Raw genomic sequence first — 24,197 nt, 5'->3', positions numbered from 1 at the left:
CTACGTGACGACCGATTCGTCGGTCGTCGGTTCCAGATCCTCCCAGTCTATGAAAACGTACTCTCCTTCTATGGGATCTGGCATGAAATCTGGCTCGGGTTCGTTACACTCGATTTCCCCCTGTTCGACGGTCCAGTCAACTGGATCTTCTGCTTTTACTTGACCTTCCACAACGCAGGCCGGATTCTCGAGTAGATTCGGACCGAGCGACGCATCTTCCTCTCCTAGGGGTTGTATAGACGACTGTACCGTGAACGCTCCCCCGTCGGAACTGGTATCATCCCGCTCACCACTACTGTCTCCGCGTTCGTCCGTCGTCTCCCCTTCCGACTGGTTCTCGAGTGGCTCGTCCGTCGTCCCGTCGCCCCCCTCGACGGACAGAGACGGTCCACCCCCGGTGAGACCGACCCCGCCTACCGTCCCCACCAGAACTAACGCGGCGAGTGCGACCACCCCAAAAACACCCACTCGCAACGATTGTTCGCTTTGCATGAATTTTGCACACAGTATCGAAGTTTATACTTTCCCGTCCTGGCTCGTATCGTGCTCGAGACATCGTCTCACCGGCGAACAGTTATGCTCGGTGGCTGATTAGTCGACGTATGAACGGAGGCCAACTCGATGATGTTTCGCAGGTTCTCGGCCGGGCGGACGTTCTGGACGCCTGTCGAGACGAGCCTCGTTCCCGGGGCGCGCTCGTCGAGGAACTCGAGCGCTCGCGGGCCACGATCTACCGGGTGACGAACGACCTCGAGGACGACGGCTTGCTCGAGTCCACGCCGAGGGGCTATCGGACGACGACCACGGGTGCGGTGATCCTGGAGGCCGCTCGCCGTGCCGTCGACGCCGTGCAGGCAACCGATCGATTGGAACCGTTGCTCTCGGCCGTCGACTCGCCGGAACTCGCGGCGAACGCCCACCTGCTGACAGACGCCGAGATCGTCGTGGCGACGAAAACGGATCCGTACGCGCCGAACGATCGAGCGTTGGAACTCTGGATGGACTCCGATCGTGTCCTCGTCGGCATGCGCGCGATCGGCACGCGAGAGTCGATCGTCGAGGGAGCGGCGGCGATGTTCGATCTCGAGATGGACGTCGAGATGTGTGTGACGCCGGCGGTCTTCGAGACGTTCCGGAACGTCACGCCAGACCTGCTCGAGCGCTCACACGACGCCGAGACCGTGTCGATGCGCGTGGTCGAGGACGTTCCGTTTTCGTTCGCCGTCCACGAGGACGTCGTCACGGTCGTTGCGAACGACGACACTGGTATCCCGACGGTGCTCGCTGTTAGCGATTCCGAAGCCGCACACGCCTGGCTCGACGGTCTATTCGAGACGGTTCGTACCCGGGCGATTCCCGCGAGTGATTTCCTCGAGCGAGATACCGCGTAACGCCCCCATCATGTTCGGATCCTGATTGATCTCGAGGCGTTGAGAACCCGATCGGTGACCGACGACACTGTACGAACGACTCGGTGGCGAGGAGACGATTTCGACCGTCGTCGGCCACTTTTGCGAACGGGTACTCGCCGACGAACAGGTCGCACACTTCTTCGAGGACGTCGACATGCACCACCAACGGGCACACCAGACCCTGTTTCTGAGTGCCGTCGCCGACGGGCCAGTCGAGTACGACGGCAAGGACATGCGGGCCGCTCACGCTCATCTCGAGATCGATCCCGCGGACTTCGACGTGATCGCGAGGCACCTCTCCGCGACCCTCGAGTCGTTCGACGTTCCCGAAGACGATCGGGAGGCGGTGCTTGAGGCAGTCGCCAGCTACGGGGATGCGATCGTGATTGTGGCCGACTGAGCGACGCATCAGCGTGGCGATCCTACTGCGTCTCACTCGTCGTGACTTCGCGCGACCACGCCACACACGTCTCAGCATTGTTCCGTTCGGACGCTCAGGGGCTCGAAACGCCCGTTCGGCGTCGACGAAGGAGGTAGTAGCCCGCCAGCAACGGCTGTAACGGCGCGACGGAGAGGCTCAGAAAGGCCAGCCCCAGATAGAGGCCGGGATTGGGCCGCCACGAGTCGCCGTAGGTGCTGACGTAGGCGGCGTCCCGGTGGATCGCGATCGGGAAGGTGCCGAACGCGATCGCCCCGGCCAGTCCGACGGCGGTCAGGAACAGTCCCGGAAGCGAGAGCAAAACGGCGATCACCGCCCCGGCAAAACCGATCGCGGTCGTCACGAGCGATGCCGCGACGACGAGCCACCAGCCGGACCAGTCGGGTCGCGTCCCGAATCGCTTGTGACGCCGATAGAGGTAGAAGACGCCGGCGACCGGCGGCCACAGCAACGCGAACAGGGCGTTCCCCCACGGACTCGGTCGCCAGTGCTCGCTCGCGGCCCCCTGTCGCCGAACTCTGTGCGCGTCCGCGAACAGCGAGAGTGCGAGCCCGACGCTCAGGAGGGTATAGCCGAACGTCCCGACCAGCACCAGCCCCGACTCGAGGAACGGAACGCCCGACTCCGCCTCCTGAAGTACACCGACGATTCCGACGCCGATCACCGGCGGAAAGAGATACAGCAGGCGCTCGACGAGGCGTTCCCACCCGAGCCCATCGAGGGGCGTCGCGACTCGAGCCATCAGCCGGCCGGTATCGAGCCTCGGTCCGTCTCGGTCGGCGGCGCCGCCTGCTCGGCCGTCGCTCGCGGCGTGGGTCGAGCCGATCCCGTCACAGCGCCTCTTTGTACGCCTCGAGCGTCCGGTCGACGTCCTCGTCGGTGTGGCCGTAGCTGACGAACTGGCACTCGAACTGGTTCTGCGAGAGGAAGATTCCCCGCTCTTTCATCTGTCCCCAGAAGACCCGACGCCAGCGGTCGGTTTCGGCGTTTTTCACGTCGGCGGCGTTTTTCGGCGCTTCGCCGTCGCGGGTGAAGATCACCTTGAACATGCTGGCGGTGCCGGCGACGGTATACTCCGGGGCCTGGTCGGCGACGATCTCGGAGAGGCCGTCCCGGAGTCGGTCGCCGAGCTCGTCGACGTGCTCGTAGACGCCGTTTTCCGCCGCGAACTGCAGGGTCTCGAGGCCGGCGACCATCGTGACGGGGTGGCCGGAGAAGGTGCCGGCCTGGAAGACGGGGCCGGCGGGGGCGAACTGCTCGATGATTTCGGCGCGGCCGCCGATGGCGCCGACGGGGAAGCCGCCGCCGACGATCTTGCCGAACGTCGTCAGATCGGGCGTGACGCCGAACTCGGTCTGGGCACAGCCGAGGCCCCCGACGCGGAATCCCGTGATCACTTCGTCGAAGATCAACAGCGATCCGTGCTCGTCCGTAACGTCGCGGAGGAACTCGTGGTAGCCCTCCGCGGGATGGACGATGCCGTAGTTGCCGAGGATCGGTTCGGTGAGGACGGCGGCGATGTCGTCGCCGTGTTTCTCGAACGCCTCGCGGACCGCCTCCTCGTCGTTGAACGGCACCGGGATCGTGTGCTCGGAGAACGACTGTGGGATCCCCGCGGAAGAGGGTCTGGGATCATCGGCGTCGCCGTCGACCAGCGTCGACTCCTGGGCGCCGTGGTAGCCGCCCTGATTGATAACGATCTTGTTCCGACCCGTGTAGCCGCGGGCGAGTCGGACCGCGGAGACGGTCGCCTCGGTTCCCGAGTTGACGAATCGGATCTTTTCGACGCTCGGGACGTGGCGGACGACGAACTCGGCGAGGTCGACCTCGACTTCGGTCGGCGTCCCGTACATCGGCCCCTCGCTGGCTTTTCGCTGGATGCCCGCCCGAACGGGATCGGGGAGGTCGTGACCGAGCAGGAGTGGTCCGAGTCCCATCACCCAGTCGAGGTAGCGGTTGCCGTCGGCGTCGATGACGTGCCCGCCGTCGCCCTTCTGGACGAAAAACGGATAGGGTTCGATCGCTGCGCGAACGGCCGAGTTGACTCCTCCCGGCATCACCGACAGCGCCCGATCGTAGAGGGCACGCGAGTTGTCGTCGTTCATGTGGGGGGCGTTCGGGTTCGGACGGCAAAGTAGTACCGAGGTTCGCTCGAGCGACAGTCGGCACGTCAACGTCGTCTCTTCTCATCGGGACGTTCCGCTGTCGATCTGAAATAATAATGAAGCGGTATAAAATAACAAATATTAATAAAACACTCTCATTTCTAGTGGTATGGATCGATTACCGACGAGACGCAACGTGCTCGAGGCGGGTATCGGCTGTACTGCACTCGCCACTGCGGGATGTCTTGGCGCCGCTGACGGCGACTCGGAGACGTTCAACATGGCTTCGACGTGGGAGATTCGATCGCTCGATCCCGTCGAGGGAGACATGACGCTGGGACAGCTCGGCGTCTACGAGAACCTCGTCGGGGTCGATCGTGAGATGCGCGTTCGCCCGGAGCTCGCCACCGACTGGTCGGTGGGGGACGACGAGGTGACCTGGACGTTCGAGTTGCGCGAAGACGTCGAGTTTCACGACGGAACGGCGTTCGACGCCGAGGCGGCTGAGTTCTCGCTCGAGCGGGCATTCGACGAGTCGAGCCGGCTGGTCGGACTTCCGATCGCCTCGATCGATGCGACCGGCTCGTACGAACTCGAGATCGTCACCGACGAGCCCCACTCCCCGTTGCCGGCGTACCTGACGCTTCGAGACGCCGCGATACTCAGTCCGGAGGGCGTGGTCGACGGAACGTTCGAGGAGGTGAGCTGTACCGGACCGTTTACCTTCGAGGAGTGGGAGCCCGAGCAGTCGGTGACGATCTCCAGAAACGAGGACTACTACGGCGCGGCTCCGAGCCTCGAGACGGTCGTCTACGAGCGGATCACGGACAACCAGACGAGAGTGTTGAGCCTACAAAACGACGAACAAGACGTCTGCGATCTCCTCCCCGCGTCGGCGGTCGACACCCTCGAGTCGGATCCGGACGTTACCGTCGACGTTTACGACGTCTCGGCGATCCGGTTTCTCGCGTTCAACGTCGCTCGCGAGCCGTTCAACGACGTTCGCGTTCGTCGCGCGGTCGCCCATGCCATCGACGCGGAGGCGATCGTCAATGACGTCCTCGAGGGGGTCGGCCGGCCGGCGACCGGGCCGTTCTCCCCGTCGCTCACTCACTGGGCGAACGAGGACCTCGAGCCGTACGCCTACGACCTCGACCGCGCCGCCGAGTTACTCGAGGAGGCGGGATGGGATCGAGACGGTGAGGGTAGGAGCCGCGACGGCGAGCCCTTCGAGGTGACGCTGTGGACGTACACGCTTCGGCCCGAACTCGAACTCCTCGCCGACGTTCTCCAGGATCAGCTGTCGGCCGTCGGCATCGACGCCTCGGTTCGGGTGACCGAGTGGGGAGCCCTCGACAGCGCCAAGCAGTCCGGCGAGTTCGACGTCTCCCTCGAGTCGTGGTCGGCGTTTTGGTGGCCGGATCCGGACCGCCTGGCCTCGTTTTTCCACTCCGAAGATACGCTGATTTACACGGGCTACGAGGACGAGACGACCGACGAGCTGATCGAACGCGGACGTACCGTCTTCGACCCGGACGAACGCGAGGCGGTGTACGACGAGTTCCAGGAACGCATTCACGCCGACCTTCCCGCGTTCACGCTCACCTACTCCCAGTACGTAACGGGATATCGAAACGCCGTCCAGGGGTTCGTTCCAAATCCGAGCGAGTACGCACACGGTCTCGAGAACGTCTCGATCGAGGAGTGAATAGATCGCGGTGTGGATTCTAGCGGTCCGCTGGGGCGTCGGACTCGATCGAATCCGCCGGGACCCGATCGACCCACTCGGTCGCCCACTCGTCGAGTTCGTCGAACACCGCCTCGAGCGCTCGTCCCTTCTCGGTCAGGCTGTAGTAGACGGCGATCGGCGCGGCCTCTTCGGTTCGACGCTCGACGTAGCCCCGTTCCATCAACGGCTCGAGCGCGTTCGAGAGGGTGCGCGACCGGGCGCCGGTCGACCGCTTGAGTTCGTTGAATCGTTTCTCGCCTTCCATCAGGTCGTGGATGACGTTGAGCCGCCAGGTCTCGCCGATTTCGTTGAGCGAATCGATCGTCGGACAGGCTCCGGGATTTCGTCGCTCGATCTCCCGCTGTCGTTTCTCCTCCGGCATGATGTCCGTCCTAGAGGCGTCGGTGCGGATAACTATATTCTTTTTTGCACGAACGCGGCGGAACCGGGTCGCAACTCAGTTCGTACGCAACGCGGCGGATACCGGCTCGAGCGTCCGATCAGTTCGACGCGGCGTTCGATTCGGTGTCGGTCGAGGCGTCCAACGCGTCTCGATCGTGCGGGGCCGCGAACTCCCGATCGGGTCCGGCCGGGACGAATCCGGTCGGGTTGATGTCGGTGTGACTGCGGTAGTAGTGTTCTTTGACGTGCTCGAGGTTCACGGTCTCGGCGACTCCGGGGTGCTGGAAGACGTCCCGCGTGTAGTCCCAGAGGTCCGGGTACTCGACGAGCGCCCGGGTGTTGCACTTGAAGTGGGTGTGGTAGACGGCGTCGAACCGAACGAGGGTCGCGAACAGCCGGAGGTCAGCGAGCGTCAACCGATTCCCGACGAGAAACCGCCGCTCAGCCAGCACGTCCTCCCAGCGCTCGAGGGCGTCGAACAGCTCCGCAACTGCGGTTTCGTAGGTCGACTGGCTATCCGCGAAGCCGGCCCGGTAGACGGCGGTGTTGATCGAGCCGTAGAGGTCGTCGACGGTCGCGTCGATCTCCTCGCGCAGCGCGTCGGGGTAGCGGTCGACGCCGGCTTCCTCGGCGTACGCGTCGGCGAGGGTCCGCATGATCTCGATCGACTCGTTGTTGACGATCGTCTCGGTTTCGCGATCCCAGAGCACCGGCACGGTCACCCGCCCGGTGTACGTCGGGTCGGCCGTCGTGTAGACGTCTCGCAGGTAGTCGGCGCCGGTTTCGGTGTCGGGCGTACAGCCGTCCTTTTCAGGCGTGAACTCCCAGCCGTCGGTCCGTCGGTGGGGGTCGACGACATCCATCGAAATGGCCTCCTCGAGTCCCAGCAGTTTCCGGACGAGGACGGCGCCGTGGGCCCACGGACAGGCCCGGGAGACGTAGAGGTGGTACCGCCCGGATTCGATCGGATACGTCTCGGTACCGATCGCGTTGCGGAACGTCGTCGGCTCGCGCGTTCGACCGTCGTCGTCGAGTTCGTCGTCGGTGAACCAGGCGCCATCGACCAGTCGCCCCATCTACGCCACCTCCCAGAAGATGCCAGAGCCGCGTTCGATCGACGTGACCCGTCCCTCCGCTTCCAGGCCCCGAAGACGCTCGAGCGCCTCCTCGTGCTCGAGTTCGTACACCTCGTCGACTTCGCGGGTCGCGACCCGGCCGTAGCGCTCGACGAACTCGAGGAGTTCGGGTGGCTCCAGACGCTCGAGTGCGGGGTCGACTTCCTCGAGCGCCTGCGCGATCGCATCGAACGACTGAAATCCGCGCAGTAGTCGCCCGTCGTCGCCGTTCTCGACACGAAACGACGGGAACGCGTTCGCCCGGTTGCGCCGGGTTCGCGTCATGTCTTCGCGAAACGCGTCGCGGGCGCGTTCTCCGTGAAGGTTGGTTTCGAACCGGTCGACGTCGAGGCCGACCTCCTCGGCCAGTTCGATCAGCACGTCGGTGCGGTCGATCGTCCGGCGCTCGGCGGCGAACGCCTCGCGCACCCGCCGTAGGTAGTCGTCGGCGAGTTCGCCGTCCTGGAACGTGGCGGCCTGGTAGGCGATGCTCGCCGGATAGCTCGAGTTCGGCGGCTCCTCGAGCCAGACGTCGGCGTCGACCGGCATGCCGTGGCGCTCGGCCGCCTCCTCCCAGTGGGGGGCGACGTGGGCGGGTTCGGTGATGCCGTTGGCCGGATCGCGAAACGTCTCGAACTCCCCGACGAGGCCGCCCATCACGAACTCGATCTCGAGTTGATCGCCGTACACCGTCTCGAGGCGACGAACGATCGGTTCGGAACCCCAGGACCACGTACAGAACGGATCCGTGAAACCCGTGACCGTCGTCGACATTAGATACCCACCCCGATCGCGTACGGCCACTCGGGACCAGCGACCGCGGCGAACACCAGCGCACCGGCGGCCAGTCCGACGTTTTTGAGGAAGTGAACCCGTTCGTTCCCCCGTTCCATCCCCTCGAGCGTCCAGAAGTCGTGCATGGTTGGCGTGACGCCGACCAGGAACGCCAGGATCGCGAGCGCACCGAGAAGCGGAAACGCGCCCACGAGGATCGATCCGGCTCCAGCGATCAGGAGGAGGCTTCCGGCCGGCACCGAAATCGCGGCGAGCGGAACGCCCTTGCTCTCTGCGTATCCGACCATCGACTCGAGGTCCAGCAGGTTTCCGACGGCGAGGTATCCGAGGACGCCGGCGAAGACGATTCGCCCGAGTACGAACAGTTCGGGGCCGAAGGTGGCGTCGGCGACCGTCATCGGTGTGCCTCCGTCTTCTCGCGTTCGGTGTCGTCCGCGTTCGCCCGCCGGTTCGTCCGTGAGAGTGGTTTCGATCTCATTCTAACTCTACCGACGGCGGGGGGTGACATATATGTCAGGCAACGTATACTACACCACGTACTGCCCTGGAAAGCAGGTGTTCTGGAGTACACCGCCTCGATCGAGGCGTCCGCTCGTCCGAACGATTGTCCGTCGGTTCATGTCCGGAGGTGACTAGTTCGCGTCGCCGTCGGCTCGAACTTCGAAAACCGAAAAGAGAGCAATCCGTTCCGCCGTTTTCGTTCGTCCTCGAGGCGTCTCAGACGGCGTCCTGGCCGGTCTTCCCGGTTCGGACCTGGTGGGCGCTCTCGACGGGGAGGACGAAGATTTTGCCGTCGCCGGGTTCGCCGGTGTTTGCGGCGTCGGCGATCGCCTCGACGACCTCGTCGGCCGGGACGTCGGCGACGACGCACTCGATTTTGACCTTCTGGTGGAGGTCGACCGTGTACTCCTCGCCGCGCCACTGGCCCTTCTTCGCGGGCTGGGAGCCGCGGCCGGAGACGTTGGTGACCGTCAGCGACGGCGCGCCGACTTCCGCGAGCGCTTTCTTGATGGCACCGAGACGATCCGGACGGACGACTGCGGTGACCATCTTGAGTTCGCCGTCGTTCGGTTCGCCTCCATCCGCACGGATGATCTCGTCCGACGTGTGGCCGCCGTCGGTCGCGACGTCGGGACCGCCGAACTCTGGGTAGGTGTCGACGCCGTGTTCGGCGAGGTCGAGGCCGTCACGTTCGTGATCGGGCGTGACTCGAGCCTCTCCGGCGAGTTTGAACACACCCCAGACGGCTGCGGTCGCGAGCACCGTCCAGATCGTGATGACGGCGACGCCGATGATCTGCGGGGCGAACGCGCTGGCCTCGATCGAGAGGATACCGCCGGCGATCAGGCCGCCGCCGATGGCCGTCCCTTCGATCGACCACAGCGGGAAGAGGATGAGGCCGAGCATCCCCGCGGTCCCGTGGACCGGGAACACCGCACAGACGTCGTCGATTTTGAGCTTCTCGTCGACGAGCTTGAAGACGATCGGGAGCTGTGCGCCGGCGATGAAGCCGATCGCGATCGCACCCATCGGGGTGATGAGGTCGGTCGGACCGGTGACCCCGACGAGACCGGCGAGCATGCCGTTTGCGACGTACAGCGTGTCGACTTTCCCGTTCATCGCGAGCGAGACGGCGGAAGCGCCGAGTGCACCGAGGCCCATGCCGAGGGCGGTGACCATCGCGACGCTACCGACGTAATCGAAGTCACCGAGAACGAATTCTCCCTCTGCCATCGCTGCAGTATCGATTACTTCTGCGGCCGTCCCGACGTTGAAGCCGAACCAGCCGAAACAAAGGATGAGCGTCCCGAGGACGGCGAAGGTCATCGAGTGACCGGGGATGATGTTGACGCTCCCGTCCTCGTTGTACTTGTCCATGCGGGCGCCGAGGATCCAGGCCGCCGTGAGTCCGGCAACCCCGCCGACGCCGTGGACGACCATCCCGCCCGCGAAGTCGGCGAAGCCGAGCTGTTCGAGGATCGGCGTCCCGCCGGGGGCGTACCAGACCATCGCCGCGACGACGGGGTAGATGGCCGCCGCGAGAATGAACGTGTACGTCACGTACGCGCGGAGTTTTGCGCGTCCCGCGACCGCACCCGACACGATCGTGGCGGCGGTCATCGCGAACACCGCACTAAAGAGCCACATCGCCCAGTCGAACGAGCCCTGGCCGAACATCGTCAGCGGACTCGACTCGCCGCCGCCGAGTGCCGCGCCGACGTTGTTCGCGATCCCCATCCCGATCACGAAGAAGACGAAGATCCCGACCGCCCAGGTCAGCATGTTCTTCGTCAACTGGTTCGCGACGTTCTTCGAACGCACTTGTCCGGCCTCGAGCATCGCGAAGCCGGCGTGCATGAAGAAGATCAGGAAGGTGACCGTCAGCGCCCACATCAGGTTCATCCCCGTCGCGAGCGACTCGAGGTCGGCCTCGGTCGCCTGGAGAACGAACGACTCCATTACCGACACACCCCCATCGATACGTTCGAATCACCGCATATTGCTTGACAAACGTCCATGCTTTCCCCGATAATGGGGTGGTTCGTGTTCTGAATCACGTTTGACTGGCATGGACCTGTTATATATAAGGCTTAGCGTTGGTTAACGTCGAAAAATTGGCCGTAATAGGTGAAGACGTGAAAATCTAGAGTGGATATAATGTGTATAAGGATCGAGCATCTTTCGGTCTTTCTATACTGTGGCTATATATTGGACGTTCGTAGACGGCCGAACCGGTCGGCGGTCGGTGAATATTGCCGTTCGACCTCCCATTCTGCGCGTATTCGCGCCGAGACGGCTCGCGCGCGGCAGATGTTGCCGTTCGAACGCCGAGGCGGACGCCGGATGGACGCTCGTCAGAAACGATCGAACTCGACCCGACTCAGTCGAGTCGTTCGGCGACGTCCTCGGCGAAGTAGGTGAGAATGAGATCCGCACCGGCCCGCTTGATCGACAACAGCGACTCGTGTGCGACCTCCTCTAACTCGAGCCAGCCCTTCTCGGCGGCGGCGTGGAGCATGGCGTACTCGCCGGAGACGTTGTACGCGGCGACGGGGTGGTCAAACTCTCGCCGTATCGCGCTCACGATGTCGAGGTAGGGGAGGGCGGGTTTGACCATCATCACGTCGGCACCCTGCTCGGCGTCGAGGCGGACCTCGCGCAGCGCCTCGCGGGCGTTCGCGGGATCCATCTGGTAGTGGCGTCGGTTCCCGAAGCTCGGCGCGCCGTCGGCGGCGTCCCGGAACGGGCCGTAGAAGGCGCTCTCGTACTTCGCGGCGTAGCTCATGATCGGCACCTCCTGGTAGCCCGCGTCGTCGAGGCCGTTCCGGATCGCGGCGACCATCCCGTCCATCATCCCGCTCGGTGCGACCATGTGTGCGCCCGCCTCCGCGTGAGAAACCGCGATCCGCTCGAGCGACTCGAGGGTGGCGTCGTTGTCGACGGTCAGCGCCGGATCGTGCTCGCAGGTGGGGCCATGTTCGTGGTCCGCTTCACCTCGCAACTCCTCCTCGAGCGGCCCGCAGTGGCCGTGGTCGGTGTACTCACAGAGACAGACGTCCGTGACGACGTAGGCGTCGGTCTCGTCGGTGATCCGGCGCGTGGCCTCCTGGACGACGCCGTCGTCGACCCAGGCCCGCGTCCCCTCCGAGTCCTTCGATTCCGGGATGCCAAAGAGCATCACCGCCTCGACGCCGGTCTCGAGGACTTCCTCGACGCGGGCGACCGATTCGTCGACCGGCACGCGCTCGTGGCCGGGCATCGACTCGATGGGGATCCGTTCGTCCGTCGTCGCGTCGACGAAGACGGGGGCGATGAGATCGCTCGGCTCGAGGCTCGTCTCGCTGACGAGGCCGCGAACGCCGTCGCGCCGAAGGCGGCGGGGGCGGTGTGTGAGGTTCATACGAGCACTACTCACGGGCCGTCCAAAAGCGGTGCGTTCGCGGCCGATCTTCGGGTAAAACGAATTGTTCACCTAACCGGAAGCTTATACGGATTCCTCGAGTCGTCTCTGATATGCAACGTCGTCGCTTTCTCGCGACCGCCCTCGCCGGAAGCGCCCTCCTCGCCGGCTGTACCGCCCTCGAGGACCCCGACGCCGAAGCCGAACGCCCTCCGTTTCAGGTCGACGACCCGGGGGAGTCGACGACGGACGAGGACGCGGAGGCCGACTCGAGCAAGAGCGCGTTCCCGTTCGACGAGCCGTCGATCGTCGACTTCGAGACGGCCCCGCTCACCGCCACCGTCGTCGGCGGTCGCGTCTCGACCGACGACGGCCTCTCGGCTCGCCTCGAGTTCACCGAGCCGGCGACCGCGGACTCGCCCGCGACGCTCGTCTCGACCGTCAGGAACGATCGACCGTACGAACAGACGTTCCAGCCGCGCCGGCTGCTGATCCTCGACGATCCGACGACGGGGCGAACCGAGGACAACGACTCCGTCTATCTCGCGCCCGCGGCGGACCATCCACTCGCAGAGACGGAATCGGGCTACTACCGCGACGACGACGGCCGGTGGCGACTCGAGGACGTCGGCGACGACTGGTTTCCCGACCGGCTCACGCTCGAGGCGGAGGAGGAGGTCGTCGGCGAGCACTACCTGCTGGGCCACCACCAGTACGACAGGCCGCCGATCGAGGCCGACCGGTACGCGTTCGTCCGGCGCGAGGAGTCGTTCGAAATCGTCTGCTGGCCGACCGACGAACCCGGACCCGACGGCGACTCGGCGTTCGACGGCGAGGGCCCCCCGTCGTTTCCGGAACCCGACGACGACGTCCGGTGGTACCACGATGCGACCCCGGAGACGCCGGTGTTTCTCGAGCCGAGCGCGGAATCGGTCACGACCCCAGCGAAAGTCGAGTTCGACCTCGTCAACCACGGCTGCGAGTCGCTGTCGGGCAACCCCTACTACTGGCGGCTGTACAAACTCGTCGACGACCGGTGGTTTGCGGTCGATCCCTGGGAGTTCCCGCTCCCGCTGAGTTCGGTCCAGCCGGGCAACGTCGACGAGTCGGAACTGTTCCTCTACGACGGCGACCCGGTCGACCGGCGGGGGAGTCGGACGGTCGGCCACCTCGGCGGCGGCCGCTACGCCTACACGGTCGGCTACAGCGCGGGCTCGGAGACGCACGCGACACAGTTCGACCTCGAGGCACCGGAACTCGCAGTCGAACCCGAAGACGACGTCGCGATCGACGACGAGGGTGATCGGCTCGTCGTCCGACTGCCGAACTACGAGGACGCCCGGCGGCCGGCGACGGTCACCGTCTCCCGACTCGAGTCCGAACCCGGCCCAGCCGATGCGGACGAGACCGCCGTCGACGACCGACTCATCGCGGAACAGCTCCCGCGGCGCCCCTTCCGCACGCTCCGAAACTCGCTCCCGCTGTTCGAGGACGGCGTCGAACGCGTCGTGGTCGAGACCGATCGCGGAACCGCGCTTCGCCGGTTCGACTACGAGGAAGGCGAGCGCCGGACGTTCGCCTACGACGGCGACGCCTTCGAAGCGTCCGGCTCACTCGAGGAGGAGTGAGCGATTACCGGTCGGTCACCGGTCCGTCGGTGGTTCATCGGCAGTCAGTCGGCGGTTCGTTGGCGGTTCGTCGAGGGTCCGTCGGTGGTTCGTTGGCGGTTTGTCGAGGGTCCGTCGGTGGTTCGTTGGCGACCAGTCGATGGTTCTGTCGGCTCGTCGGCTATCCGTCGTCGTCGTCTCGTACCGGGCTGACCGTGATCGTCCCGGAACTGGCCGGCAACAGTTCGTCCGGTTCGCCTGTCACCGACGGCTACTGGGCGTCCTCTCGAAGCACCGCTTCGATCGCCTCGAGTTCGGCCTTTCGGAACGGACGGTCGGCGTCGTCTGAATCGGCGTCCAGTTCGCCGATCGCCGAGAGGATACCCGCACGCATCTCCGGCTTCGGCGGGAGCGGGTTCGTCTCGATCTCGTAGCCGACGGCCTCGCAGATCGCGGCGAGTGATTCTTTCGTAAACGCGGTCGACTCGATGCGCTCGTATCTGCCCACGGCGAGTCGGATCTCGTTTCGGAGCTCGTCGACGGTTCGTGTCATATCGGACGAACGACTGGGATCGTCGTGTAGGTTCCGGTCGTCTGCTCTGGGACCGCCGCCGCTGTATACGTAGCCACTCCTGCCGGCCGTCGTCGATGACGTCCAAAACCGACCGTTACGGCGACCGTTCGAACGGATCCACGTCCTCGAAGGCCGCCCTGACGCGCTCGATCGCCGACGCCGACTCCCCGTCGGCGATCGCGAGAACGGTACGAATGCGCGCCTTCCAGGGAGGGAGGTCGCCGCCGCCGATCGCGCCCGCCGCGCGGAGCGTTTCCCCGCCGCCGGGGCCGCCGTACAACCCGGCGGTCTCGCCCTCGTAACAGCGGGACGTGAGCACCACGGGAACGTCGTCCGCGAGTGCCGCCTCGAGGGCGGACCCGAGTTCACCGGTCGTATTTCCGAGCCCGGTTCCGGCGACGACGACGCCGTCGAGACCGTCACCTCTCCCCGTCTCCTCTAACGCGCGTTCGACCTGCCGTCCGCCGACGCCAAGCGCGTTCGTCACGATCTCGACGCGGACACCGGGGTCGAGACGCGCGCCGGGGATCGGACTCGAGTACCGGCCCGGCTCGCCCAGGAGTCGAAGCCCCGCCGGCGTTCGCTCCGTGATCGGTCCCGCGCCGGGCGAGCTGAACGTCTCGAGTTTGCTCGTGTGGGACTTGACGACCCAGCGGGCGGCGTGAACCGTGTCGTTGAACGCGAGATACGAGCCGCCGGCGTCGCGAAAGCGCTCGTCGACGGCGGTCCGAACCGCCAGTTCGAGGTTCGACGGGCCGTCGGTGCCGAGCTGGTCGAACGGCCGCTGTGCCCCGGTGAAGACGACCGGGAGGTCGCGCTCGGCGACGACGTCGACGTAGTAGGCCGACTCGGCCATCGTGTCGGTGCCGTGCGTGACGACGATCCCGTCGACGTCGCTGGCCCTCTCGACGGCGTCGACGATCGCCGTGGCGTTTTCGGCATCCATCTGAAAGCCAGAGCGCTGGCAGACCGATTCCACCGAAATCTCGGCGTGGTCGGCGAGTTCGGGGACGGCGTCGACGAGATCCTCGCCCGTGACCGTGGGCGTCTTTCCGGGCTCGTCGGTACCGTCGGCGGTGCTCGCGATCGTGCCGCCCGTGCTGAGGATTCGGACCCGTGTCATCTCGCTCGGCTAGGTCTCCGCGAGATCGTAAGTAACCGCGGTATCGGTGCTCCGTCACAGTTGATCGGTTTCGTCTCACACCTGACCGAGACGATCGTCGACCTCGGCGAGTATCCGCTCGGGGACGTCGATCGGAGATGCCTCGTATATAAACTCCCGATGTGGTAAAATCTCGATACCGAACGGAGACGCCCGTTTCACCCGAATTTAGGAGGGCCTAGCTCGAGACGTCGTTCGCTCGAGTTTAAAAGCCGTCCGTACTTTTAAGTGTGCGCCACCCGTTCGTCTCTGTTAGCAATGGCCATAGATCCACAGTTCCACGAGAGCCGCGAGCAGGTCGGCGAAGAAAACGGCCTCGCCGTCTGGGGACCCGTCGACGAACCCGAGGAACTCGGCATCCGCGGGACGCACGTCGCGGTCGATTACGACCTCTGTATCGCCGACGGCGCCTGTCTCGAGGACTGCCCGGTCGACGTCTTCGAGTGGGTCGACACGCCGGGCCACCCCGAGAGCGAGCGCAAGGCCGAACCGACTCACGAGGCCCAGTGTATCGACTGTATGCTCTGTGTCGACGTCTGTCCGGTCGACGCGATCGACGTCGACGCTGGCCGTACGGCGTAGGAACGACACGGCGAAAAGCGCCTGCAGACGAACCGTTGGAGTTTCACACTGGTGACCGCTCGAGCGGGTCCACCGATCACCGGTAAACCGCGACAACAGTCCGTATTACTCCGCGCGGTCGACGTCGACTTTCTCCTTGAGCGTCTCGAGTCCGTCGCTCTCTGCGAGTTCCTGCAACCGCTCGCGGAAGTGTTCCTCGCAGAGGCCGACCTTGACGCCGTCGGATTCGGCGGCGAAGGCGGCCGTGCGGTCGCAGTAGTGGCAGTTCATACCACCCCGTATGAACTCGTGTACATTGAACCCTCCGCTCTCGGTCAGAACGGACGCTACCGTTCGGTCAACCCGAGTCGTTCGTACTCCTCCCGCGAGAGGCCAGCTCGTCCCAATTCGGCGTCGTGAGCGTCTGATCCGCCGGTCACGAGCAGACCCTTTCGCTCGATCGTCCGCTCGATCGGCTCCAGATCGACCTCGCGATCGTAGGGGTAGTGCAGTTCGACGGCGTCCAGTTTCGCCGCTCGGACGAGCGCCGCCTCGAGGTCGTCGTACCGAAGCGGATGCGCCAGCGAGACGAGTTCGGCCGCATCGGCGAGCACCTCGCGTCCGCGATCGAACGACGGTATCTCGCGGGCGACGAAACACGGACACTCCGATCCGATGAGGTGGTCGAACGCGCCCTGATAGTCGTAGTCGGCGTCGGGATGGTCGTCGATCGCTCTCGCGACGTGCGGGCGGCCGAATCCCTCGCGCGCGGTCAGACCCAGATCGACGCCGAGGCGGTCCTCGACGCAGTCGACGATCGCCCGTCCGCGCTCTTTGCGGTTCGACTGGATCCGCTCGGTCATCGCCGCGACCGCTCCGCTCGGCTCGACTCCGTAGCCGAGCAGGTCGAGACGCTGTCCGTCGTCGGCCTCGACCCGGAGTTCGATCCCGTGGACGATCGTCACCCCCTCGCGCTCTATCAGTGGCTCGTCGAACGGCTGTACCCGGTCGTGGTCGGTTACGGCGACGACGTCCACTCCGGCGTGTCGGGCCGCCGCGGGGACCGCCTCGAGTTCCAGACTGCCGTCCGAACGAGTCGTGTGGACGTGCAGGTCGGCATAGGGCATAGCTCACCTGTGCGTCGGCCCCGGTATAGCGGTTTCTCTCCCGATCGAAACCGGTCTCTAGGGGGATACTAGGAAACTAATCCCTTCCGAACCGCTAGGATTCTTTATGGACAATGTTTATAATCATTGTTCACACAAGATGTAGGTGTAATGCTGCTCAACGGCACCGGCGAGGTCATCGACGACTACGAGTATCCCGCAACGACCGAGGAACTGATGGCGGAACACGGGGACCGCGTCCTCGAGCTCCCGAACGGAACCGAGACGGTCGAGGAGGTACTCACCCGCCTCGAGTCAGAGACGTTCCAGTCACCCGAAGACGCTCGATTCGCCGTCTACTCCGCGGTCAGCGACAAGGCGATCGGCCGCGTCGGCTACAGCGACCGCGATCCGACTCCGGTCGGCAGTCCGTACACGCCCGACGCCGTGTCGTTCTAAGGAACGAACGTTTTTTCTCGGGTCTGCTTCCGGCCGATCGCGGACAACGCTCGCGTTCGGTGAAATCTCCCGCGGAGAGCGGTATGTCGGATCTCGAGATCAGTTGGTCGTTAGTCTACTACGTCGATCGCGTCTTCGAGTTCGAGCGGGACCGACCCCTTCCGATAGCCTTCGACGTGGCCGTCGGGTCGGGCGCGGTAGACCACCGCAGGGCGGTGGCGGACGTCCGGTCGTTCCCCGCGGACGGCGTTCCAGGCGTCGTCACGGAAACTCGAGCAGTCGACGAACAACACTGCGCCGCCGCCGTGTTCGGCCAGCTGGCCGTTGACCTTCGTCTCGGCGGTGTCGCGAACGGCGGCGACGGGGCCGGCGGCCGCGCGATTTTTCGGCGGCTGGGGGCGGGTAACCTCGACGAGGACGTTCGTCTCGGCGTCTCGAGCGCGGAAGTCGAGGGAGTGACCCGTGGTGACCTCGATCTCGGGGACGACGTCGTAGTCGGCGTCGGTCAGGATCTTCGCGGCGATGAACTCGCCCATCGCGGCGCTCATCCGCACCCGGTCGACGTGATCGCTCGTTCCCAGCTTTCCGGCCATGACGTGTCTGTACTCGTCGAGAACCCCGGTCTTGAGAAACGACTCGAAGTATCGCGTCGTCTCCCGTCGACCGGCGTCCGGGAAGCCGGCGGCGTGTTCGCGAAAGAACGCTCGCGTCGATTCGCGGCCGTCTTTAGACATGAACACAGGGAGAAAGTACCACGAAATGTAGGGATAGTCCGCGAGCCAGGGCTCTTCCTCGTGGAGCGTCGCGAGTAGTTCTCGCTGTGTCCACCGGGAGACGCGGTATGGAATCTCCCGCCAGCCGAACTTGTCGGTCTTCCACAGCGCAGACGGCGTCTCCGTGTTCCCCATCCAGTAGGCCTCCCCGTCCGTCCGCGCAAACAGTGCGGTGTCCCCGTTTTGCATCTCGAATCGATGCGTCTCCCACCCACCGCCGATGTCGAACTCGGGCGCCGTTGAACGCGCGCCGATGTTCGATCGCAACGGCTGTAGAATCTTCCGTCGGACCCGCTGTTCGGTCCAATCCGTGGGCGAATAGCGAAAGCGAAGCGGCCGTGCCACACGGGTACTACGCCGTACGTCGGGATACGTGTTACGAGGGACGATACCCGCGTTCACCTCGAACCGGTCGGCAAAATATGATCGACCGTTACATTGATATGCGATACCGCCCTACAATGTGTACGCTTACCATGTCAATGGGTGCCTATGACGAAGACGAACACGAGCGCCGCGAACAACAGGCCTCGAGAGTCGACGCGGATTTCGACGACGAGCGGACGATCTATCACGGACAGGTCGAGTACGATTCCGGCGACTCTGCGGAAGCGCTTTTGAACAAGTTCGAGGAGATCAAGTCGGAGTAGTGGTCCGGACCCCGATTTTCGTCGCTTCCTTTCCGGTGAGCCACGCGTCCGGCACCTATAGTAGCCACTGAAAGTCATTGCACACCCGATCGCCAGACTGATCGGCGATCGGTGTGTAAATCGTTTCAGTTGTTACTATATCTTCGACCGATTGACATCGCTGTCACGACTGTGATTTCATCGACATCGCTCGAGGACAGTCTCGGTGATTCGATCGATCACCGTCGCTTTTCACCACGGTGGTTTTCCTCTCGGACTGTGTCCCATCCCGGCGTCGCCGGTGCGCCACGACCGTCTTCGATGTCCGATGCGACCTCGGGGTCGGGAACCGTGCCGTCGGCCTCCGCTCGCCGTCGCCACTCGTCGATCGCGGGGCCGACCCACGACCCATTCTCTGACGCTCCGTCGCCGGAGGCTCCAGGTTCGCCTCCGCTCGCCGACTCGTCTTCGTCCGCCACTCCATCCCTCATCGTTTCGAGCGCTCGCGCTTTCGCCCGATCGTAGTGGCTTTCCGAAATCGCGACCGTACCGGGGCTCGAGGCGGCCGCGACGGCGATCGCTTCCGCTCGGTCCTCGGTCGTCGACACGCCCGCTGCCAGCCGATCGATGACCCCCTCGAGGGCCGCCGGCCGCGGGTGACAGAAGAGTTTCTCCCCGATCGCGGTGTCGCCGAGTAACAGTCCGTCGAGGTCCTCCGCGACGGCTGACTCGAGCAGGCGGTCGCCGCCGAACGCTTCCTCGACGCGTTCACACTCCGTCTGAGCCTCGAGCGTGAGGGTGTGTGCCGGATAGGCGCCACACTCCTCGGGAAACAATTCGCCGCCGTAGACACGACACTGGAGCGTCGTCGGATCGAGAAAGACACAGGTCGCCAGCCACGACGGCTCCTCGAGATCGAACGGCGCGACGGGCTTTGGCGGCTTTCGGAGGCCGACGAAGAAGACCGGGCGTCCGGCGACCGCGGCGACCTGTCGGCCGTCGATCTCGACGCCCTCGCGTTCGTCTCTGGCGTGCCACAAGCGTGGCGTCAGGGCGTCCGCGACGCCCTGCTCGAGGTACGTCCGCACCGTCTCGCGGGTGAGCGCGACGAACGTCGGATCGTCGTCGATCGGATCTTGATCGCCGTCCCCGTCGCGAATCGATCCGCGATCGCGGTCGTACGTCCCCTCCTCGAGTAACGGTCGCCAGTCGAGACAACAGCCCGCACAGCCCTCGCAGTTCACCTCCATAGTCGTCGCTATCACGTCGATCGATTTATACTATCGGCCGGCACCCGTGGCGGTTGGAGATGCCACGACCGGGCTTCCCTGCCGCCGGTTTTTCGCGACGCCACCGTTCTCGAATCGGGATCGCTCCGGAAACGACGGACAGTAGATCGTCTGACAGCAGTCCGTCCGAATCGGTCGTTCGCGGGATAACGACTTTCACCGTTCGGAACTGACGTCCGGGTATGGCAACGGACTCCTGTGACGGTTGTGGCCGGTCGGTGTCGCTCGCCGGCGGTATCGCCAACATCTGGACCTTCGGCGAGGACGACGGCAGCGACGGCACCGCGATGACACTGGAGTTCGAGGACGGAACGTCACACCTGCTGTGTTATCCCTGTATCGCGGCGATTCCGGACGATCCGACCGCCGCGGACGTCGACCGACTCGAGCAGGTCGACGAGGAGACCTCTCGGCTTCGGACGGAGTAGGACACGGCGGACGACAGGGGTGGACGAAGTGGGAACGACAGGGGTGGACGGAGTGGGGACGACAGGAGACGACACTGGAGCGGAAGGGGTGGGATTCGAACGCCACGAGGCAGGTGATGCCGCCGCGGACCCGGAGGGCACCGCGGTGCTCTACCGCTGAGCGACCCTTCCGCAGTAGATCTGTGGCGCGATTCGGTATTTGTAATCGGCCGGCTACCCCGTGGTAGCCGGCTCCTTCGATCGCGGCGGTCCGTAGCCTTTAGGGTGTGACCGCGCCGTGACTCGAACGGTGAATCCCGAGCGGATCTTCGAGGCGTTTCCCGCGCCGAGCTACCGCGGGAACCAGGAGCAGGCCCTCCGAGACATTCGAGACGCCTTCGCGGCCGGCAACGACGTCGTCCTCGTGCGCGCGCCGACGGGGAGTGGCAAGTCCCTGCTCGCTCGAGCCGTCGCCGGCTGTGCTCGAACGGTCGAGGAAGCCGAGCCGAGCGAGGCGTCGGGGGCATACTACACGACCCCGCAGGTCTCGCAGTTAGACGACGTGGCGGCCGACGACATGCTCTCGGATCTAAACGTCATCCGCGGGAAATCCAACTACACCTGCATCCTGCCGGAGGAGCGGAACACGCCGGTCAACCAGGCTCCGTGCGTCCGCGAGCGCGGCTACGACTGCTCCGTGAAACACCGGTGCCCGTACTTTTCCGACCGAGCGATCGCGTCGAATCGGGAAATCGCGGCGATGACGCTCGCGTACTTCATGCAGACGGCGGGAAGCGAGGTCTTTCGCACACGCGACGTCGTCGTGGTCGACGAGGCCCACGGCCTCGCGGAGTGGGCCGAAATGTACGCGACGATCCAGTTGGGCCCCCGCACCGTACCGTTCTGGGACGAGCTTCGCGTCCCCGAGGTCGATCGCGTCGAACGTGCGGTGCGCTACGCCGAGAACCTCGCCCAGACCTGTACTCGACGGAAGGACGACCTGCTCGCCCAGGAGGCGCTCTCGCCCGCGGAGGTCCGCGAACGCGACCGGCTCCAGGAACTCATCGGCGAACTCGAGTGGTTCGTCTCCGACTTTCGCGACCCGAAGAGCCCAACGACGTGGCTCGTCGACCAGTCCGAGCCTGCCGAGAGCGCTCGAGGGCGGGACGGCGATGGAAGCGAAGACGACGATCCAGAAGGCGAGGACGAAACGGGCGGCCCGCTGACGATCAAGCCGATGAACCCCGAGAAGTACCTCGCCCACACCGTCTGGGATCGGGGCAACAAGTTCGCCCTGCTGTCGGCGACAATTCTGAACAAGGAGGCGTTCTGTCGGCAGGTCGGCCTCGAGCCGTCGGCCGTCGCCCTCGTCGACGTCGGGCACACGTTCCCCGTCGAGAACCGGCCGCTGTACGACGTCACGCAGGGGAAGATGACCTACGAACACCGCGGGGAGACGATCCCGAAGATCGCTCGCACGATCGTCCGGGTCATGCAGGCCCACCCCGACGAGAAGGGGCTCGTCCACGCCCACTCCTACGACATTCAGGAGCAACTCGCCGACCTCCTGCGGGATTTCGGCGTCGGCGACCGGGTCCGGACCCACGACCGCGACGGCCGCGACGCCGACCTAGAGGAGTGGAAAGCAAGCGACGAGCCCGACGTCTTCCTCTCGGTGAAGATGGAGGAAGCCCTCGATCTCAAAGGCGACCTCTGTCGGTTCCAGGTCATCTGCAAGGCGCCGTTTTTGAACACCAGCGACTCCCGCGTCGCCCACCGTCTCGAGGAGGGCCAGTGGGCCTGGTACTTCCGATCGGCGCTGCGGACGGTCATCCAGGCCTGTGGCCGCGTGATCCGCGCGCCGGACGACCACGGCGCGACCTACCTCGCTGACTCGAGCCTGGTCGATTGCTTCGAGCGCGCGCGGACGGACATGCCCGACTGGTTCGCCGAACAGGTCGATCGGATGGAACAGCCAGACCTCCCCGAGTTCGAGCCACGAGCGGCGCTCGGAGGGACGTCCTCGACTCGAGGACGGGGTCGAAGTACCGGACGGAACGCGAATGCGGGGAGTGCGAACGGAACGGGGGGCGATTCGGGATCGTCGGCCGGTCGTGACGGCGGGCGAACGCGGCGTCGATCCCGGCGGTCCTCGGGCTCGAGTCCGCTGGCGGACGTCTGGGACACCGACGGATAGCGGTCGCTGGCAATAGCGGCGTCGGTAGAATCTCTCAGTAACGTTCGAGCGGCCAGCACGGCCAGTACCGGCCGCCGATTCTCGAGCGGAGTGAGATGAATGCTACCGATTCACACGGGGCGCTGTCGTGTGAGGATGTTTCGGTGGCGCGCGCAGGACTGCGGTGAGTCACCGACGAACCGCAGTCCGACATGCGCGAGGGATGAGCGAGGGAACGGAGTGACCGAGCGAATCGGCTGGGGAGGGCGTGGCTACTCCCCGTTGCCACGATAACAGAACGCTCCGTCTCTTCTTTCCTCCACATACTCCGATCAGTACACGTTCTCTTGATCGCTGTGAACGATTCTCTGACACGCTGTAGAACAAGCCGGCAACGTCGCCATGAGGACGGCGATGATCACTGCGATGAACGTCTCTCGCCTCTGGCGCAATCGGCCCAACCGGTCAGTATCCTAACGTTCTTTACGGATGATTGCGTACCCAATGAATGCGCACGAAAGTGCGCTAAGCCGGAGTGCTTGTTGGACGCATGCCACTCCGGCTCGTAACACCGCCCCCGCGTCGCGGGAGCAATCCATCATTGACGTTGGCGAAATAAAGATGTGCCGACGTCCCCTCGGACCAGGAGCGTTGCGTCCGGTTCGTTTGTTGGGTTGTGTTCCGTCGCGTCGGGGCCCAGAGAACAACGAACCATGGCCTCGAGAATAACCATTCACTGCGATTGTGGAACCGACCTCCGCGCGACGACGACCGACGGGCCGGTCACCTGCCCCGATTGTGAGTCGACGTTCGCCGCGAGAATCATCCAGCTTCCCGACGATCACGATGCATCCAGCTATTTCCACGGTACTCACACGTGTCGCGGCCCGTGAGGGCCGCGGCCCTACGACGTTGCCGCCGCTGTACGAGGTCGTCGACCCCGGCGCGCTGACGGCAGTGCTCGAGTCCAACACGGACGTCACCGTCCGCTTCGCGTACGCCGGCTACCTGATCATGATCGATACCGACCCGCTCGAGGTGGCGGTGATCGACGAGGAACGCTGACGACGCGGACGGTCTGCCGTCAGGCAGTTCCGGTGTGACCGCGACACGTCCTGCAGTCGCACCGGTACATCGTTCCCATTTCGCGAATCGAAGCCCGGGTGTTCTCGGGACGGCTCGAGGGTGGGTCATACGGTCCGTTGTAATTCTTTACCGGTGATCGCTCTGACCGGGTCAGCGATAACCGGTAAAACGCTACAACGATCCGTATCAGACGAGCAACCGATTCGGAAAGACGTTGCTGAACGCCAGCAGTATCGTCTCGAGTACAGCTTCTTTGAAGATGACTCCGGTCTCACAGAACAAAAACACTTCTCTGTGAACACCTCTTCTTTGAGTGATGTTTGTAGCGTCGTGCTGAACAGAGAGCGCGAATGTCGCACGGGATTCACCTCGGTTTGCGCCGGTAGTGATCGTTCACCTATGGAAATTCTGCTGGCTGAACAGACCACGTTTGCCATGATAATTCTTCGGGCGAGGACGAGCTGTTGTGG

General features: G+C 64.6%; 26 protein-coding genes and 1 tRNA gene. 11 read left to right on the top strand and 16 right to left on the bottom strand.

Going from position 1 to position 24,197, the window contains the following annotated elements; translation table 11 throughout:
- The gene (locus AB7C87_RS08145; RefSeq protein ID WP_369728933.1) at positions 1 to 492 is read right to left on the bottom strand and encodes a hypothetical protein; all 492 of its coding nucleotides are present in this window, start codon (positions 490 to 492) and stop codon (positions 1 to 3) included.
- Between the two features lie 110 nt (positions 493 to 602).
- Here AB7C87_RS08145 and AB7C87_RS08140 point away from each other — a divergent pair, with 110 nt between their 5' ends.
- Both AB7C87_RS08140 and AB7C87_RS08135 read left to right on the top strand, forming a co-directional pair.
- On the top strand, positions 603 to 1,391 hold the full coding sequence (locus tag AB7C87_RS08140; RefSeq protein WP_369728932.1) for a helix-turn-helix transcriptional regulator: 789 nt from the start codon (positions 603 to 605) through the stop codon (positions 1,389 to 1,391).
- Positions 1,392 to 1,458: 67 nt separating this feature from the next.
- Positions 1,459 to 1,812: a group I truncated hemoglobin gene (locus tag AB7C87_RS08135; protein WP_369729325.1), complete on the top strand. Its 354-nt coding sequence runs from the start codon at positions 1,459 to 1,461 to the stop codon at positions 1,810 to 1,812.
- Positions 1,813 to 1,906: 94 nt separating this feature from the next.
- On the opposite strand, the gene AB7C87_RS08130 is transcribed toward AB7C87_RS08135, so the two are convergent.
- Both AB7C87_RS08130 and hemL read right to left on the bottom strand, forming a co-directional pair.
- A complete protein-coding gene (locus AB7C87_RS08130) occupies positions 1,907 to 2,593 on the bottom strand; it encodes a hypothetical protein (RefSeq protein WP_369728931.1) in 687 nt (228 codons plus the stop codon).
- A gap of 88 nt (positions 2,594 to 2,681) precedes the next feature.
- The gene (gene hemL, locus AB7C87_RS08125) at positions 2,682 to 3,956 is read right to left on the bottom strand and encodes a glutamate-1-semialdehyde 2,1-aminomutase (protein WP_369728930.1); all 1,275 of its coding nucleotides are present in this window, start codon (positions 3,954 to 3,956) and stop codon (positions 2,682 to 2,684) included.
- 169 nt (positions 3,957 to 4,125) lie between these two features.
- On the opposite strand from hemL, the gene AB7C87_RS08120 reads away from it, so the two are divergent.
- The gene (locus tag AB7C87_RS08120) at positions 4,126 to 5,664 is read left to right on the top strand and encodes an ABC transporter substrate-binding protein (RefSeq protein ID WP_369728929.1); all 1,539 of its coding nucleotides are present in this window, start codon (positions 4,126 to 4,128) and stop codon (positions 5,662 to 5,664) included.
- Positions 5,665 to 5,683: 19 nt separating this feature from the next.
- Here AB7C87_RS08120 and AB7C87_RS08115 read toward each other — a convergent pair whose 3' ends face one another.
- The 6 genes from AB7C87_RS08115 to hemB all read right to left on the bottom strand — a co-directional run bounded on the left by AB7C87_RS08115 (position 5,684) and on the right by hemB (position 11,898).
- On the bottom strand, positions 5,684 to 6,067 hold the full coding sequence (locus AB7C87_RS08115; protein ID WP_369728928.1) for a winged helix-turn-helix transcriptional regulator: 384 nt from the start codon (positions 6,065 to 6,067) through the stop codon (positions 5,684 to 5,686).
- Between the two features lie 118 nt (positions 6,068 to 6,185).
- A complete protein-coding gene (locus AB7C87_RS08110; RefSeq protein WP_369728927.1) occupies positions 6,186 to 7,163 on the bottom strand; it encodes a glutathione S-transferase family protein in 978 nt (325 codons plus the stop codon).
- On the bottom strand, positions 7,164 to 7,976 hold the full coding sequence (locus AB7C87_RS08105; protein WP_369728925.1) for a DsbA family protein: 813 nt from the start codon (positions 7,974 to 7,976) through the stop codon (positions 7,164 to 7,166).
- Complete coding sequence (locus AB7C87_RS08100) at positions 7,976 to 8,395, bottom strand: DoxX family protein (protein WP_369728924.1); 420 nt, start codon at positions 8,393 to 8,395, stop codon at positions 7,976 to 7,978. Before AB7C87_RS08100 ends, AB7C87_RS08105 begins: the two co-directional genes overlap by 1 nt.
- A gap of 319 nt (positions 8,396 to 8,714) precedes the next feature.
- Complete coding sequence (locus AB7C87_RS08095; RefSeq protein ID WP_369728923.1) at positions 8,715 to 10,457, bottom strand: ammonium transporter; 1,743 nt, start codon at positions 10,455 to 10,457, stop codon at positions 8,715 to 8,717.
- Positions 10,458 to 10,878: 421 nt separating this feature from the next.
- The gene (hemB, locus tag AB7C87_RS08090; protein ID WP_369728922.1) at positions 10,879 to 11,898 is read right to left on the bottom strand and encodes a porphobilinogen synthase; all 1,020 of its coding nucleotides are present in this window, start codon (positions 11,896 to 11,898) and stop codon (positions 10,879 to 10,881) included.
- A 113-nt stretch (positions 11,899 to 12,011) separates the two neighbouring features.
- Here hemB and AB7C87_RS08085 point away from each other — a divergent pair, with 113 nt between their 5' ends.
- Complete coding sequence (locus tag AB7C87_RS08085) at positions 12,012 to 13,526, top strand: hypothetical protein (protein WP_369728921.1); 1,515 nt, start codon at positions 12,012 to 12,014, stop codon at positions 13,524 to 13,526.
- A gap of 250 nt (positions 13,527 to 13,776) precedes the next feature.
- On the opposite strand, the gene AB7C87_RS08080 is transcribed toward AB7C87_RS08085, so the two are convergent.
- Both AB7C87_RS08080 and AB7C87_RS08075 read right to left on the bottom strand, forming a co-directional pair.
- Positions 13,777 to 14,058, bottom strand: coding sequence for a hypothetical protein (locus tag AB7C87_RS08080; protein WP_369728920.1), 282 nt, complete (start codon positions 14,056 to 14,058; stop codon positions 13,777 to 13,779).
- Between the two features lie 115 nt (positions 14,059 to 14,173).
- The gene (locus tag AB7C87_RS08075) at positions 14,174 to 15,202 is read right to left on the bottom strand and encodes an asparaginase (protein WP_369728919.1); all 1,029 of its coding nucleotides are present in this window, start codon (positions 15,200 to 15,202) and stop codon (positions 14,174 to 14,176) included.
- 297 nt (positions 15,203 to 15,499) lie between these two features.
- Here AB7C87_RS08075 and AB7C87_RS08070 point away from each other — a divergent pair, with 297 nt between their 5' ends.
- Entirely contained in the window at positions 15,500 to 15,823 is a 324-nt protein-coding gene (locus AB7C87_RS08070) for a 4Fe-4S dicluster domain-containing protein (protein WP_369728918.1), read from the top strand.
- Positions 15,824 to 15,928: 105 nt separating this feature from the next.
- On the opposite strand, the gene AB7C87_RS08065 is transcribed toward AB7C87_RS08070, so the two are convergent.
- Both AB7C87_RS08065 and AB7C87_RS08060 read right to left on the bottom strand, forming a co-directional pair.
- A complete protein-coding gene (locus tag AB7C87_RS08065; RefSeq protein WP_165875282.1) occupies positions 15,929 to 16,093 on the bottom strand; it encodes a DUF6757 family protein in 165 nt (54 codons plus the stop codon).
- Positions 16,094 to 16,149: 56 nt separating this feature from the next.
- Positions 16,150 to 16,929, bottom strand: coding sequence for a PHP domain-containing protein (locus AB7C87_RS08060; RefSeq protein WP_369728917.1), 780 nt, complete (start codon positions 16,927 to 16,929; stop codon positions 16,150 to 16,152).
- A gap of 150 nt (positions 16,930 to 17,079) precedes the next feature.
- Here AB7C87_RS08060 and AB7C87_RS08055 point away from each other — a divergent pair, with 150 nt between their 5' ends.
- On the top strand, positions 17,080 to 17,367 hold the full coding sequence (locus AB7C87_RS08055; RefSeq protein ID WP_369728916.1) for a DUF5789 family protein: 288 nt from the start codon (positions 17,080 to 17,082) through the stop codon (positions 17,365 to 17,367).
- A 110-nt stretch (positions 17,368 to 17,477) separates the two neighbouring features.
- Here AB7C87_RS08055 and AB7C87_RS08050 read toward each other — a convergent pair whose 3' ends face one another.
- Positions 17,478 to 18,485, bottom strand: a complete 1,008-nt coding sequence (locus AB7C87_RS08050) for a DUF5784 family protein (protein ID WP_369728915.1) — start codon at positions 18,483 to 18,485, stop codon at positions 17,478 to 17,480.
- A gap of 131 nt (positions 18,486 to 18,616) precedes the next feature.
- Here AB7C87_RS08050 and AB7C87_RS08045 point away from each other — a divergent pair, with 131 nt between their 5' ends.
- On the top strand, positions 18,617 to 18,790 hold the full coding sequence (locus tag AB7C87_RS08045) for a DUF5786 family protein (RefSeq protein WP_200840425.1): 174 nt from the start codon (positions 18,617 to 18,619) through the stop codon (positions 18,788 to 18,790).
- A 218-nt stretch (positions 18,791 to 19,008) separates the two neighbouring features.
- On the opposite strand, the gene AB7C87_RS08040 is transcribed toward AB7C87_RS08045, so the two are convergent.
- Positions 19,009 to 20,019 carry a YkgJ family cysteine cluster protein gene (locus AB7C87_RS08040; RefSeq protein ID WP_369728914.1) on the bottom strand — a complete coding sequence of 337 codons (1,011 nt, stop codon included), beginning with the start codon at positions 20,017 to 20,019 and terminating at the stop codon, positions 19,009 to 19,011.
- 221 nt (positions 20,020 to 20,240) lie between these two features.
- On the opposite strand from AB7C87_RS08040, the gene AB7C87_RS08035 reads away from it, so the two are divergent.
- A complete protein-coding gene (locus AB7C87_RS08035) occupies positions 20,241 to 20,486 on the top strand; it encodes a DUF7561 family protein (RefSeq protein ID WP_369728913.1) in 246 nt (81 codons plus the stop codon).
- 80 nt (positions 20,487 to 20,566) lie between these two features.
- Here the strand turns inward: AB7C87_RS08035 and AB7C87_RS08030 are convergent.
- Positions 20,567 to 20,657: transfer RNA gene (locus AB7C87_RS08030), tRNA-OTHER, on the bottom strand.
- Positions 20,658 to 20,775: 118 nt separating this feature from the next.
- On the opposite strand from AB7C87_RS08030, the gene AB7C87_RS08025 reads away from it, so the two are divergent.
- The 3 genes from AB7C87_RS08025 to AB7C87_RS08015 form a co-directional block, all read left to right on the top strand.
- A complete protein-coding gene (locus AB7C87_RS08025) occupies positions 20,776 to 22,662 on the top strand; it encodes a helicase C-terminal domain-containing protein (protein ID WP_369729324.1) in 1,887 nt (628 codons plus the stop codon).
- Positions 22,663 to 23,487: 825 nt separating this feature from the next.
- Positions 23,488 to 23,706 (top strand): HalOD1 output domain-containing protein, encoded by a 219-nt coding sequence (locus tag AB7C87_RS08020; RefSeq protein WP_369728912.1) that lies wholly within the window; start codon positions 23,488 to 23,490, stop codon positions 23,704 to 23,706.
- Positions 23,707 to 23,859: 153 nt separating this feature from the next.
- Positions 23,860 to 24,197, top strand: a 338-nt coding sequence (locus AB7C87_RS08015; protein ID WP_369728911.1) for a hypothetical protein, incomplete at its 3' end; no start/stop codon positions are given.

This window comes from Natrarchaeobius versutus (assembly GCF_041205745.1).
GTDB lineage: Archaea > Halobacteriota > Halobacteria > Halobacteriales > Natrialbaceae > Natrarchaeobius > Natrarchaeobius versutus.
This window is presented reverse-complemented; position numbering and strand designations above follow the sequence as displayed.

Bases quoted from the DNA above. Each gene is read 5' to 3' on its own strand.
- AB7C87_RS08145 (WP_369728933.1), bottom strand. From the start codon at position 492: ATGCAAAGCGAACAATCGTTGCGAGTGGGTGTTTTTGGGGTGGTCGCA.
- AB7C87_RS08140 (WP_369728932.1), top strand. From the start codon at position 603: ATGAACGGAGGCCAACTCGATGATGTTTCGCAGGTTCTCGGCCGGGCG.
- AB7C87_RS08130 (WP_369728931.1), bottom strand. From the start codon at position 2,593: ATGGCTCGAGTCGCGACGCCCCTCGATGGGCTCGGGTGGGAACGCCTC.
- hemL (WP_369728930.1), bottom strand. From the start codon at position 3,956: ATGAACGACGACAACTCGCGTGCCCTCTACGATCGGGCGCTGTCGGTG.
- AB7C87_RS08120 (WP_369728929.1), top strand. From the start codon at position 4,126: ATGGATCGATTACCGACGAGACGCAACGTGCTCGAGGCGGGTATCGGC.
- AB7C87_RS08115 (WP_369728928.1), bottom strand. From the start codon at position 6,067: ATGCCGGAGGAGAAACGACAGCGGGAGATCGAGCGACGAAATCCCGGA.
- AB7C87_RS08110 (WP_369728927.1), bottom strand. From the start codon at position 7,163: ATGGGGCGACTGGTCGATGGCGCCTGGTTCACCGACGACGAACTCGAC.
- AB7C87_RS08105 (WP_369728925.1), bottom strand. From the start codon at position 7,976: ATGTCGACGACGGTCACGGGTTTCACGGATCCGTTCTGTACGTGGTCC.
- AB7C87_RS08100 (WP_369728924.1), bottom strand. From the start codon at position 8,395: ATGACGGTCGCCGACGCCACCTTCGGCCCCGAACTGTTCGTACTCGGG.
- AB7C87_RS08095 (WP_369728923.1), bottom strand. From the start codon at position 10,457: ATGGAGTCGTTCGTTCTCCAGGCGACCGAGGCCGACCTCGAGTCGCTC.
- hemB (WP_369728922.1), bottom strand. From the start codon at position 11,898: ATGAACCTCACACACCGCCCCCGCCGCCTTCGGCGCGACGGCGTTCGC.
- AB7C87_RS08085 (WP_369728921.1), top strand. From the start codon at position 12,012: ATGCAACGTCGTCGCTTTCTCGCGACCGCCCTCGCCGGAAGCGCCCTC.
- AB7C87_RS08080 (WP_369728920.1), bottom strand. From the start codon at position 14,058: ATGACACGAACCGTCGACGAGCTCCGAAACGAGATCCGACTCGCCGTG.
- AB7C87_RS08075 (WP_369728919.1), bottom strand. From the start codon at position 15,202: ATGACACGGGTCCGAATCCTCAGCACGGGCGGCACGATCGCGAGCACC.
- AB7C87_RS08070 (WP_369728918.1), top strand. From the start codon at position 15,500: ATGGCCATAGATCCACAGTTCCACGAGAGCCGCGAGCAGGTCGGCGAA.
- AB7C87_RS08065 (WP_165875282.1), bottom strand. From the start codon at position 16,093: ATGAACTGCCACTACTGCGACCGCACGGCCGCCTTCGCCGCCGAATCC.
- AB7C87_RS08060 (WP_369728917.1), bottom strand. From the start codon at position 16,929: ATGCCCTATGCCGACCTGCACGTCCACACGACTCGTTCGGACGGCAGT.
- AB7C87_RS08055 (WP_369728916.1), top strand. From the start codon at position 17,080: ATGCTGCTCAACGGCACCGGCGAGGTCATCGACGACTACGAGTATCCC.
- AB7C87_RS08045 (WP_200840425.1), top strand. From the start codon at position 18,617: ATGTCAATGGGTGCCTATGACGAAGACGAACACGAGCGCCGCGAACAA.
- AB7C87_RS08040 (WP_369728914.1), bottom strand. From the start codon at position 20,019: ATGGAGGTGAACTGCGAGGGCTGTGCGGGCTGTTGTCTCGACTGGCGA.
- AB7C87_RS08035 (WP_369728913.1), top strand. From the start codon at position 20,241: ATGGCAACGGACTCCTGTGACGGTTGTGGCCGGTCGGTGTCGCTCGCC.
- AB7C87_RS08020 (WP_369728912.1), top strand. From the start codon at position 23,488: ATGCATCCAGCTATTTCCACGGTACTCACACGTGTCGCGGCCCGTGAG.